Below are 12724 nucleotides of genomic sequence, written 5' to 3'. Positions count from 1 at the left end.
CGTTACGATGACGAGGTTTATCTGCTGTTTGTTCTAAACGATTTAAAATCGTATCAGCCTCACGTTTAGAAATCGGTGCCGGTTTATCCGGCGTTCCCCCGATAAATCCCATCACACGTGGTACGCTTTTCACTAAATGCCAAGTATCATCATTCATTTCCATTTCAACGAGCACATAGCCCGGAAAGAATTTACGCTCGCTTTTACGACGCTTGCCCGCCACATTTTCTACAACCTCTTCGGTAGGCACTAACACCTCACCAAATTGGTCTTCCATTTGATGCTGTTTAATATATTCACGCAAGGTTAATGCAACACGGCTTTCAAAGCCGGAAAACGCCTGTAGAACATACCAACGTTTTTTTGATATTGTTGTTTCTTCCGTCATTTTAGAATCTCAAGTCGGTTAAGAAGTTAATAATTGATACAACGATAGAATCTGTCGCCCAGAAAAATAATGAAGCCACCACAGTTACGCCCATTACAATTAACGTTGTTTGACGAGTTTCGGAACGGGTCGGCCACACCACTTTGCGTGCTTCATTTTTCGCTTCTTTAAAGAAATTACGTGCTTTTGTACCTTGATTCGTGATCGCAGCAAAAACGAATGCCAACACAAGCATAATCGCCATACCAATCACACGAACCGGTGCGGAATACATTTTTTGGAAATAAATATTACCAATCGCTGCGGCAGCAAAGAAAACAACCACTAAGATCCAAAGCAATGAGTTTAAACCTTTTGATTTATCTTCCAGCGGCTCTTCTGTTTTTTTCTTTTTATCAACAATTTCAGTTGCCATAATTGAATCCGTTTAAAAAGGAGGAGTTAAGGGTGAATTTAAGAGCGTGCGATTGTAGCATTTTCTTTTTAGATTGCCTATTGAAAAATAAGGAACATAAAAAACAATGAATAAACCAACCGCACTTTCTTGAAACAAATACTAAGGATGATAAACCAATTTCGGTGCTTGATTTTCAGTCACGGCATTTTCATCCACCACCACTTTTTCTAGATTTTCAATGGATGGCAAGTCATACATGGTATCCAGCAACAATGCCTCAACAATAGAACGCAAGCCACGGGCACCGGTTTTCCGTTCAAGGGCTTTTTTCGCCATCGCTTTTAATGCTTCCGGGGTAAATTCCAATTCAACGTTTTCCAAACTAAACAATGCTTGATATTGTTTCGTTAACGCATTTTTAGGTTGGGTAAGAATTTGTACTAATGCCTCTTCATCCAGTTCGCTTAACGGCGCAATCATCGGTAAGCGCCCGATAAATTCCGGAATAAGCCCAAATTTCATTAAATCATCCGGTTCGACTTGACGGAATAATTCAGACAAGGATTGATCTTCCGTCTCTTTTTCCACTTTGGCATCAAAACCAATGCTTGTCGCTGTTTGAGTACGTTTGGAAATAATTTTATCTAAGCCGGCAAATGCCCCGCCGCAAATAAATAAAATTTTTGAGGTATCCAGTTTTAACATTTCTTGCTGAGGGTGCTTACGTCCGCCTTGTGGCGGGACTGAGGCGATAGTGCCTTCAATTAATTTTAATAAGGCTTGTTGTACGCCTTCACCGGAAACATCACGGGTGATGGAAGCTCCTTCCGATTTGCGACTAATTTTGTCAATTTCATCAATATAAATGATGCCTTGTTCAGCTTTTTCCGTATCGTAGTCACAATTTTGTAGCAGTTTTTGGAGAACATTTTCCACATCTTCACCCACATAGCCTGCTTCGGTCAATGTCGTCGCATCTGCCATAGCAAAAGGCACATTGAGTTGGCGTGCCAAGGTTTGGGCCAGGAGGGTTTTACCGCTTCCTGTCGGGCCAATCAGTAAAATATTACTTTTGCCCAATTCAACCTCATGATTGTTATGATTGGTACGCAAGCGTTTATAGTGATTATACACCGCTACAGAAAGGACTTTTTTAGCATAGTCCTGACCTATCACATAATCATCTAAATGGGCTCGAATTTCATGAGGAGTGGGTAATTTCGCCTCATTTTCAACCGCACTTTCGACCTCATCTTCATTATCTGCTTCGTGATTTTCTTCCAACATGCTGTGGCAAAGCTCAATACATTCGTTGCAGATATAGCCTTCTGTGCCGGCAATTAATTTATCAACTTCACTTTTTTCTTTACCACAAAAAGAGCAATGCAAATCTTTATTATCTGTTGTCATCTTGAGTCCTTAACGTTTAATCAACACCTCATCGACTAAGCCATAGGCTTTGGCTTCTTCGGCAGACATGAAATTATCACGATCCGTATCCTTTTCGATGCGTTCAAGGCTTTGCCCGGTATGGAATGCTAAGCGATCATTTAAGGTGTGCTTAATTTTCAAAATTTCTTGTGCATGAATTTGGATATCTGATGCTTGACCACGGAATCCCCCTAAAGGTTGATGGATCATCACCCGCGAATGAGGTAATGCAGCACGTTTACCTGCGGTGCCACCCGCCAATAAAAAAGCGCCCATAGAACAGGCTTGCCCGATACACAGGGTGCGCACATCCGGTTTAATGAATTGCATCGTATCATAAATAGCCATACCGGCAGTCACCGACCCGCCCGGGGAGTTAATATAAATATTAATATCTTTCGTTGGATCTTCCGATTCTAAAAAAAGTAATTGGGCAACAATTAAATTTGCCATGCGATCTTCAACTTCACCGGTTAAAAAAATCACACGCTCTTTTAATAAACGGGAATAAATATCGTAAGAACGTTCACCACGCGAAGTTTGTTCTACGACCATAGGAACTAAAGCCATTTTCTCACCTATTATGTATAAAAATTCTCGGTATTTTACCTGAAACCACTACAAATAAAAATGCGGTCGTTTTTATGGAAAATAACGACCGCACTTTTAATCAACGAAAATTAAGCTTGTGGATTCATAATTTCATCGAATGAAGAGGCTTTTTCGGTCACTTGTGCTTTCGCAAGAACGGCATCAACGGCTTGTTCTTCTAACACAACATTGCGAATGTTGTTCATTAATTCTTCATTTTTGCTGTAATATTCCACCACTTCAGCCGGTTGTTCGTAAGCAGAAGCGATGTCTGCAATCATGGTTTTCACACGTTCATCATCGGCTTTCAATTCGTTGGATTTGATCACTTCAGAGAATAATAAACCCACTTGAACACGGCGTTTTGCATCGGCTTCAAATAATTCACGCGGCAATTGTGCTGCCTGTTGTGCATTACCACCGAAACGTTGTGCCGCTTGGTTGCGTAACACATTAATTTCTTCTTCCACCGCAGAAGAAGGTACCTCAATTGGGTTTTGTTCGATCAAACCATTGATAACCTGTTGTTTCACACGGGAAACCAAGGCATTTTTCAATTCACGCGCCATATTTTTACGGATTTCTGCACGTAAATCTTCAACAGTTTTTGTGTTCGGGCCGAATTTAGCCACAAACTCATCGGTTAATTCAGGCAATACCATGTTTTCCACTTTTTTCAACGTAATGGCAAATTTGGCGGCTTTGCCTTTTAAGTTTTCTGCATGATATTCAGCCGGGAAGGTGACATCAATATCAAATTGCTCACCGGCTTTATGGCCTACGATACCCTCTTCAAAGCCCGGGATCATACGACCTTGTCCCATAAATAAGACGAAATCGGAGGCTTTGCCGCCTTCAAATTCTTCACCATCAACAGAACCCACAAAATCAATGGTCACACGATCATCGGCTTTCGCAGCTTCTTGGGTTTCTGTCCAAGTGGCTTGTTGTTTACGCAATACATCGATCATCTTATCAATGTCCGCATCTGTGATTTCAACGGTTGGTTTTTCTACTTTGATGTTTTCTAAGCCTTGTAATTGTACTTCCGGATACACTTCAAAAGTGGCATTGAAAACTAAATCTTTGCCTTGCTCAAAGGTTTCGATCGCAAAAGTAGGGCGACCTGCGATATTGATTTTCTCTGCAATCACCGCATCAAAGAAATGACGTGGTAATAAATCATTTAATACATCTTGGCGAATTGATGCACCGAAACGTTGTTCAATAATATGTGCCGGCACTTTCCCTTTACGGAAACCGTCCACTCGCACGTTTTTCGCCGCACGTTTAAATTCTTCACGCGTTGCTTTTTCAACCGCTTCTGCAGGAACAGTGATAGCCACACGGCGCTCTAAACCTTGGGTTGTTTCAATATTTAATGACATTTGTAACCTCAATTAATTTTGCACTCGGTTAAACTTACACCGAACACGTTATTAAAAAATAATAGTGATAAAAACTGGCGGATTATAGCGAAATAAAAGGAGTCAGTCGATAGGAAGTCGATAAATCAAACAAAATCCTACTTATTTTGGCTATTTTATCAACAAAATTTTAGACACAAAAAAAGTGCGATGAAAAATAACCGCACTTTTAAATTCTTATAGCCCTTTAGGTAAGCGGATTTTCTGTCCCGGGAAAATTTTATCCGCATCTTTGATGACTTCTTTATTCGCTTCCACAATAGCGGTGTATTTTGCACCATTGCCATAGGCTTTTTCTGCGATTTTCCAAAGGGTATCGCCTTTTTGAATCACATAGAAAGTCTCATCAGAGGCGAGTGTTTCACCATTGCTGATGGTAGCATCACTTGTTACTGCACTAATACCTTGGATATTACCTGCCATTAATACGGCTTTTTCCAATGCAGCGGCGGTAGACGCCACACCTTGAATATTAGCGACCCCATTTTCAACGGTGACAGAAAGATTTTCTACGCCCGGATTATCTTCTGCAATGTGTTGTGTTACGGCTTTTGAGGCATCTTCTTCTTTAGAAAAAAGTTTTTTGCCAATATCGCCAACAAAATCAAATAATCCCATTTTTTATTCCTTTTTTAGTGATGAAATTCGCCTGCTACCATACTGAAAAGCAGTGGGAATGTCTAGAAAATACAATGTAAATTACTGTAAATCTTTTTGCAAAAAAGCTTTAAAGATGACCGCACTTTGATAGAATGCGGACATTTTTTAAGGATAAATAAAAGAGGAAATTATGCGTTGGCAGGGCAGAAGAGAAAGTTCAAATATTGAGGATAGACGGGGTTCCGGTGGCAATTTTGGCGGCGGCAAAGGCACGGGAATTTTAGGTTTCATTATTTTACTAGTGGGTGCTTATTATGGTGTTGATTTGTCCGGATTAGTCGGTACACCTGACTTTTCAGGTCAATCCTCCCAACGGTTGGAAAGCCAAGAAGAGCAACAACTTGCCGGTTTATCAAAAGTTGTGTTGGCGGATACAGAAGCTGTTTGGGGAAGCTATTTCAAACAAATGGGATACCAATATCAAGAGCCGGTTATAGTGCTTTATAACGGTGCAACCTCGACAGCCTGTGGCACAGGACAATCGGCAATGGGGCCTTTCTATTGTCCAAATGATCGCAAAGTTTACCTCGATCTCTCTTTCTATAATGATATGAAAAATAAATTAGGTGCAGCGGGGGATTCTGCTTTTGCTTATGTGATTGCCCACGAGGTGGGACACCATGTACAAAATTTACTCGGTGTATTAGGGCAAGTTCACCGTGCACAACAAACTACCGATCGTAAAACCGCCAACCAACTTTCCGTCAAACTGGAATTACAAGCCGACTGTTTTGCCGGCGTATGGGCCAATCAAGCCGTGAAAAGCGGTCTATTTGAGCGGGGAGATGAAGAAAAGGCTTTTAATGCGGCGGAAGCAGTAGGGGATGATCGCCTACAAAAACGTGGACAAGGCTATGTAGTGCCGGATAGTTTCACTCACGGCACTTCCACCCAGCGTTTAGCGTGGTTTAGAAAAGGATTGCAAACAGGCAACCCAAGCCAATGCGATACGTTTAACTAAAAAGAAAGGTCTGGCAAATGCCAGACCTTTTCGTTTAATAATGAAATTAAAGAATAAAACGGCTCAAATCTTCATTTTCTACCACCTCACCCAGTGCATCTGCCACATAGGCTTCATCAATATTGACGGTTTGACCGTTCATATCGCTGGCATTAAAAGAGATTTTATCCATCAAACGCTCCATTACCGTATGCAAGCGGCGTGCACCAATATTTTCCGTTTTTTCATTGACACGAAATGCCGCTTCGGCAATTTTCTTCACCGCATCTGGAGTAAATTCAATATTCACCCCTTCAGTCGCCATTAAGGCTTTATATTGCTCGGTTAAAGAAGCATTAGGCTCAGTTAAAATTCGCTCAAAATCAGCCGCACTTAGGGCAGAAAGTTCCACACGAATCGGCAAACGACCTTGTAATTCAGGGATTAAATCGGAAGGACGTGCCACTTGGAATGCACCGGATGCGATAAATAAAATATGATCGGTTTTCACCATACCGTGTTTGGTGCTCACTGTTGAGCCTTCCACTAACGGAAGTAAATCACGTTGCACCCCTTCACGGGAAACATCGGCACCGCTGTATTCCCCTTTTTTGCAGATTTTATCAATCTCATCAATAAATACGATGCCGTTTTGTTCCACCGCCTCAATGGCTTTTTGTTTCAACTCTTCCGGGTTAATCAATTTTGCCGCTTCATCATCAATCAAGGTTTTTAATGCCTCTTTGATTTTCATTTTGCGCTTTTTAGTTTTATCACTACCGAGATTTTGAAACATAGATTGAAGTTGGCTTGTCATTTCTTCCATACCCGGTGGTGCCATAATTTCCACCCCCATAGAAACACCGGCGGAAACATCAATTTCAATTTCTTTGTCATCTAACTGACCTTCACGCAATTTTTTACGGAAGGCTTGGCGTGTACTACTGTTGCTATCGTGGTTTTCTACCTCACCCCATTGGTTTTTAGCCGGTGGTAACAACGCGTCCAGAATACGTTCTTCCGCCGCATCTTCCGCCTTAGCACGATTTTTAGCAATTTCTTGTTGGCGAACCAATTTCATTGCACTATCCGTTAAATCACGAATGATGGAATCCACCTCTTTGCCCACATAACCCACCTCGGTAAATTTAGTTGCCTCCACTTTAATGAAAGGAGCATTGGCTAATTTTGCCAAACGGCGGGCAATTTCTGTTTTACCTACACCGGTTGGCCCAATCATCAGGATATTTTTGGGGGTAACCTCGTGGCGTAGTGGCTCTTGAAGTTGCATACGGCGCCAACGATTTCTCAGTGCAATCGCAACCGCTCTTTTCGCATCAGCTTGCCCAATAATATGTTGATCTAATTCAGAAACAATTTCGCGTGGAGTCATTTCAGACATAATCTTTTCCTTAATTCGGTAATTCTTCAATAGTGAAATTCGTGTTGGTGAACACACAAATATCACCGGCAATTTGTAATGATTTTTCCACAATTTCACGGGCGGAAAGATCAGTGTTTTCCACTAAAGCACGGGCGGCAGAGAGAGCATAATTTCCCCCTGAACCAATGGCTAAAATTTGATCTTCCTCCGGTTGCACTACATCGCCAATTCCCGTGATGATCAGGCTTTCTTTTTCATCCGCTACAATCAGCATGGCTTCTAATTTACGCAATGCTCGATCCGTTCGCCAATCTTTCGCCAATTCCACCGCACTTTTGAGCAAATGCCCTTGATGCATTTCCAATTTACGCTCAAACAATTCAAATAACGTGAAAGCATCCGCCGTGCCACCAGCAAAACCGGCTAATACCTTGCCATGATATAAACGGCGCACTTTTCTCGCATTACCTTTCATCACCGTATTGCCGAGGGAAATCTGCCCGTCTCCCCCAACCACCACTTGCCCGTTACGGCGCACACTGACGATTGTTGTCATTCTTTTGTCCTTCTTTGAAAAAACTTGCCCGTTATATGGCGGTAGGGTTTGGAAAATTCAAGTCTATGAATTGATTATTTACTTCTTGTAGACAAATAATAAAAATTGTAATTTTTAAAAATTACAAAAAAATAACTTGTAATCATAAAAATTCAGTTTATAATTCGCATCATGTAATTTAAAGAAGGCACATTTATATGTTATTAAGTGATATTGTAGAACTTCATAGCGGTCAGGCTCAGTTCCGTATAACCGAGACCGCCGATACAAATGCACCTGTTTATCGCTATTACTCCCAAGCCCACCTCGAGCAAGATTTGTGCTTATCGGATGCTCCGGTTTCATCTAAAGAAATAAGGACTTTTGATCGGATTAGTAGCTTACTCTCTAGCGGCGATATTGTTTTCAGTTTAATTTCAGGAAAAGCCGTTCAAATCAGTAAATTACATCATCATTTTTTATACACGCAAAATTATGTCAAATTAGTACCAAACGCAAAAATTAACAGCAGTTATCTGATTTATTTATTAAATGAAAATCGTTCCATTCACAAACAATTATCCAGTGGTTTGCAAGGCTCTCAAGTGCTGAAATATACGACAAAACAGCTTAAATCACTCAAATTGCCTAAATTACCTCCCTTATCAAAGCAACATCTTATAGGAGATATTTACTTTAAACAGCAAAAATTAGCGCATCTTAAACAACGAGTTGCGCATTTAGAAAAATTACTGGTCTTAAAACAATTAGAAAAAGCGAGTGCAAGATGACAAATAAAATGTCTGAATTAAAATTTGAAAAAACCTTAATTGAATATCTTTGTACCGGCACAATCACAACACCCGAAAATGAGATATCTGAGCCCACAGCAGACTATATCGTTCGTACTAAACTTTGGCAATATGAGCCGAATATTAAAACAACCGAACAGTTATGGGAAAATTTCAAACAAATTTTAGAAAAACTCAATCAAAAAACCTTAGATCGTCCTTTAAGTGCGGTGGAATTTGCACAGGTTAAACGAACGATTTCCAATTTATCCACGCCTTATGCCGCCGGGCAATTTCTTTATGGTACAAACGGCATATCACAAATTGAAATTGATTTGGATGATGATCGCCATGTTTTTTTAACGGTATTTGACCAAAAACAGATTGGTGCAGGCGATACGGTGTATCAAATTGTGAATCAAATTAAACGTCCGGCAGTGATCGCCGGCAAAGAAAACCGTTGTTTTGATACCACATTATTAATTAATGGCTTGCCGATTATTCAAATTGAAGAAAAAAAAGAAACACGCGATATCAATGAAGCCTTAAATCAAATGCATCAATATATTGCCGAAAATCAATACAGCGATATTTTTTCCACGCTCCAAATTTTGATCGCCATTACTCCCAATAACGTGAAATATATGGCAAATACCACGGCGGATCGCTTTAATAAAGATTTTGCCTTCAACTGGCAACGCCAATCGGACAACAAACCTGTTTATAAATGGAAAGAGTTTGCCGATTCTATGCTGAGCATTCCAATGGCGCATCAAATGGCGACTAACTATATGATTTTAGACGGCACACCGAATAAACAAGCCTTAAAAGTGATGCGCCCCTATCAGGTTTATGCCACACGTCGTGTGATGGATAAATTAAAGCGGGCGGATTTTGATCAAGCATTAAATAAACTCGGTTACATTTGGCACACCACCGGGTCAGGCAAGACCATTACGAGTTTTAAAACCGCTTGGCTGGCAAGTCGTTCGCCGAAAGTGGATAAAGTGGTGTTTTTGGTGGATCGCATTGCCTTAACCACCCAAACGAACGAGAATTATCGCGCTTATGATCCTGATGCGACCGAAGATAGTTTGGGGACGGTACTTGATACCAACAACACCACGGATTTAAACCGCAAATTGCACAGTAAAGGTAGCCAAATTATTATTACCTCCGTGCAAAAACTGGATACCTTGGTTAAACGCGCCTCTTTCAAAGCGCCAGAGAAAAATATTGTCTTTATTGTGGACGAGGCCCACCGCTCTACCGGTAGCGAAAATTTTAACGCCATTCAAAAAGCCTTCAAACATTCTGCGTGGATTGGTTATACCGGCACACCCATGTTTGATGAAACCACGAAAGGTTTACGAACTGAAGATATTTTCGGTGAACTGTTGCACGCCTATACTATTCGAGAGGCGATTGCCGATCGTAATGTGTTGGGTTTTAAAGTGGATTTCGAAACCACAATTAGTGAAAAAAGCATGAAAGAAGATCACCTTCCGAAATTCTATCGCCGTAAATATCCAAATTGGAGCGAAGAACAAATTGCATCAAAAATTGCCAACCTAACCCAACAAGATATGGACGACAGCATTGAACCGAGTTTCTATGATGAAAATGAAGAACACGTAAAATTGGTTGTCGCCGATATTTTCAAACACTGGAAAAACCGTTCAAATTGGGACAACAAACGCCATTGTGGTCGATATAATGCCTTGCTCACCACCCACGTTGGTGGTGGCAAAGCCAGCACGCCTATGGCGATGATGTATTTTCGAGAATTCCAACGTGTTAATAAAGTGCGGTCGGAAAATGGCGAGTTTTTGCTTAAAGTTGCCGTCACCTTCAGTCAAAATACAAGCAATAACGACACCATGTTGGAAACCAACCAGGGGTTATTTGAAGCGATTCAACACTATAACAAGGAATTTGGTACGAATTTCACGATGTCAGAGGTGTCTGCCTATACTCAAGATGTCACCAGCCGTTTAAATCGTACTGCGGCAGACAAACAATATTTAGATCTCGTGATTGTGGTGGATCAGCTGCTCACAGGCTTTGATGCCCCTGAATTAAATACGCTCTATGTTGACCGCACTTTAAAAGGTGCAGGGCTTATTCAAGCTTATTCCAGAACCAATCGAGTGGCGGATATGCGAGAAAAACCTTGGGGACGCATTATCAATTACCGCTGGCCGGCTCATAATGAAAAGTTAATGAACGAGGCATTGTCCATTTATGCCAACAAAGATTCCGCCAAATTATCTGATGAAGAACGAAAAATTACGAATGTTAAGGACAATATTACTGCACCTAAATACGAAGAATTGCTCAAAGACACAAAACGTGTTGTGGAAGAGTTGCGTGAAATAACAGATAACTTCAGCCAATTGCCGCCATCTGAAGCGAAAAAATGGGAAATGTTGGAACAATTACGCATCTATACTGCCAATATCGCTAAAATCAAGCAGTATTCCACGGAAGATGAAAATGGTGAAATCATCGGCTTTGATTATGACAACCCGGACAAACTCATTTACGAACTCGGTATGACTGGTGAAGAAGAAAGTATGCTCACCAACACATTGACCAACGAACTCAAACTGCATTTGGCAAAAAAACGAAATGTTCCAGTGATGCAAATTGAGCTACAAATGACCCACGTGAAAGATGTTGAAATTAACTACGATTATTTAACAGAACTAATCACCACCTTACTCAAACAGATCGAAGCGGGAGAAACAGAAAAAGCCAAAGAGACTCAGAAAGAATTGGAAAAATTTGCTAATGGCTTGGAAGACCGTAGTTTTGCAAGCCGAATTAGCGGTGCCGCAAAAGCGATCATCAAAGGCTTTTTCAAATTAAAAGATGCGTTTAAACAAGATGGTGTTTCTATTGTTGAACAGGCGAATCACGCAAGCCAAGATCAACAATTTTTGGATTTTCGCCTCCAATGGGGATTAACGGAAATTCTAACGAACGCCCAACTTCGTCAACTTTTTGCGAAACACCAATTTCAACAAAAAGACTTGGATGATAACGATCAGCTCACGGATTTAATCAAACAAGCTAGCATTACTTACCCTGAACTGGCACAAAATAATGACGTGAAAAAACTGACAAAGATGAAATATCGCAATCAGTTGCGTAATGCCATTTACGAACTTGCGGATGACTTTGTGGGGGAATAATATGCCAAGACAAGATTTTAGCGATTTTATTGTTTATGTTGATGAAAGCGGAGATCACAGCTTGACCTCTATTGACGAACACTATCCTGTTTTTGTTCTCGCATTTTGTATTTTCTACAAAGAACATTATAGAACTAAAATTGTCCCCGCAATCCAGAAACTAAAGTTTGATTATTTTGGTCATGATTTAGCAATTTTACACGAGCGAGAAATCAGAAAAGAGTTAGGCGACTTTAATATATTTACGTCAAAAGAAGACAAAGATGATTTTCTTCAGAGATTATCCGATATTATTGATCAAAATAATTTTGTTCTTGCTGCTTGTGTCATTGAAAAGCAAAAAGAAATTCACCCTTATCACTTTTCACTGACACATTGTTTAGAAACTCTATATGAGTTTGTAAGAGAAAAAGAGCAAGAAGAAAAACTGACCTTTGTTGCCGTGGAAAGCCGTGGCAAAAAAGAAGATAAAGAGCTGGAAATTGAATTTCGTCGCATTTGTGATGGTGAAAATAAATTCAAGAAGAATTTACCTTTTTCAATCAAGATCATCGCAAAAACCACAAACTCAACAGGATTACAACTAGCCGATTTAGTCGCAAGACCAATCGGGCAACATATTTTGCATCCTGAACAACCAAATCAAGCATTCGATTTATTAAAAGAGAAATTTTATTGCGAGGGTGGGCGTAAAAAAGTAGGAGAAGGATTCGATCAGAGAGGGTTAAAACATTTTCCCGAAGCCTAAAAAGCGAAAAGCCTCGATGAAACTCACCAAGGCTATGACGCCGACCAGGCACCCCCAATCCACTTGTGCGAAAGTATAACATGGATTTTTAACCGTTAAAACCGGAAAAGAAAATTAGCTGAAAACCAACCGCACTGTTAACCTTATTTAAGGAAAAACAAAATGAATAACGAAAAAAGACTTGTACCAAAATTACGTTTCCCTGAATTTACTGACGCTTGGGAACAGCGAGTAT

12 protein-coding genes are annotated in these 12724 nt (G+C 40.5%); 4 read left to right on the top strand and 8 right to left on the bottom strand.

What is annotated here, in order from left to right; all coding sequences use genetic code 11:
- From BKK52_RS05750 to lysM, 6 genes are all read right to left on the bottom strand, one after another.
- Window positions 1-388: transcription termination/antitermination NusG family protein (locus tag BKK52_RS05750; protein ID WP_077478205.1), on the bottom strand; the 388-nt coding region annotated here is incomplete at its 3' end.
- 1 nt (window position 389) lies between these two features.
- Window positions 390-803, bottom strand: coding sequence for a preprotein translocase subunit SecE (secE, locus tag BKK52_RS05745; protein ID WP_077419629.1), 414 nt, complete (start codon window positions 801-803; stop codon window positions 390-392).
- 141 nt (window positions 804-944) lie between these two features.
- A complete protein-coding gene (clpX, locus tag BKK52_RS05740; protein WP_077419630.1) occupies window positions 945-2195 on the bottom strand; it encodes an ATP-dependent protease ATP-binding subunit ClpX in 1251 nt (416 codons plus the stop codon).
- Window positions 2196-2204: 9 nt separating this feature from the next.
- Window positions 2205-2786 (bottom strand): ATP-dependent Clp endopeptidase proteolytic subunit ClpP, encoded by a 582-nt coding sequence (gene clpP, locus BKK52_RS05735; RefSeq protein WP_077419631.1) that lies wholly within the window; start codon window positions 2784-2786, stop codon window positions 2205-2207.
- Between the two features lie 110 nt (window positions 2787-2896).
- Window positions 2897-4195, bottom strand: coding sequence for a trigger factor (tig, locus tag BKK52_RS05730; protein ID WP_077478203.1), 1299 nt, complete (start codon window positions 4193-4195; stop codon window positions 2897-2899).
- A 216-nt stretch (window positions 4196-4411) separates the two neighbouring features.
- A complete protein-coding gene (gene lysM, locus BKK52_RS05725; protein ID WP_077427054.1) occupies window positions 4412-4852 on the bottom strand; it encodes a peptidoglycan-binding protein LysM in 441 nt (146 codons plus the stop codon).
- 172 nt (window positions 4853-5024) lie between these two features.
- Between lysM and ypfJ the strand changes: the two genes are divergently transcribed.
- Entirely contained in the window at window positions 5025-5855 is an 831-nt protein-coding gene (gene ypfJ / locus BKK52_RS05720; protein WP_077473746.1) for a KPN_02809 family neutral zinc metallopeptidase, read from the top strand.
- Window positions 5856-5901: 46 nt separating this feature from the next.
- Here the strand turns inward: ypfJ and hslU are convergent, their stop codons facing one another.
- Both hslU and hslV read right to left on the bottom strand, forming a co-directional pair.
- Window positions 5902-7236, bottom strand: a complete 1335-nt coding sequence (hslU, locus tag BKK52_RS05715; protein WP_077473747.1) for an HslU--HslV peptidase ATPase subunit — start codon at window positions 7234-7236, stop codon at window positions 5902-5904.
- A 10-nt stretch (window positions 7237-7246) separates the two neighbouring features.
- The gene (gene hslV, locus BKK52_RS05710) at window positions 7247-7774 is read right to left on the bottom strand and encodes an ATP-dependent protease subunit HslV (protein ID WP_077473748.1); all 528 of its coding nucleotides are present in this window, start codon (window positions 7772-7774) and stop codon (window positions 7247-7249) included.
- 197 nt (window positions 7775-7971) lie between these two features.
- On the opposite strand from hslV, the gene BKK52_RS05705 reads away from it, so the two are divergent.
- Genes BKK52_RS05705 through BKK52_RS05695 form a run of 3 tightly spaced genes read left to right on the top strand, consistent with a single transcriptional unit; the run spans window position 7972 to window position 12489 of the window.
- Window positions 7972-8544: a restriction endonuclease subunit S gene (locus BKK52_RS05705; protein WP_077473749.1), complete on the top strand. Its 573-nt coding sequence runs from the start codon at window positions 7972-7974 to the stop codon at window positions 8542-8544.
- A gap of 8 nt (window positions 8545-8552) precedes the next feature.
- Window positions 8553-11741 carry a type I restriction endonuclease subunit R gene (locus tag BKK52_RS05700; protein ID WP_165688454.1) on the top strand — a complete coding sequence of 1063 codons (3189 nt, stop codon included), beginning with the start codon at window positions 8553-8555 and terminating at the stop codon, window positions 11739-11741.
- A gap of 1 nt (window position 11742) precedes the next feature.
- Window positions 11743-12489 carry a DUF3800 domain-containing protein gene (locus BKK52_RS05695; protein WP_077473751.1) on the top strand — a complete coding sequence of 249 codons (747 nt, stop codon included), beginning with the start codon at window positions 11743-11745 and terminating at the stop codon, window positions 12487-12489.
- Window positions 12490-12724 lie beyond the last annotated feature (235 nt).

Source organism: Rodentibacter trehalosifermentans (assembly GCF_002000545.1).
Classification (GTDB): Bacteria; Pseudomonadota; Gammaproteobacteria; order Enterobacterales; family Pasteurellaceae; genus Rodentibacter; species Rodentibacter trehalosifermentans.
The sequence above is the reverse complement of the archived record's forward strand: the minus strand, read 5'-3'. Positions and strand labels throughout refer to the sequence as shown.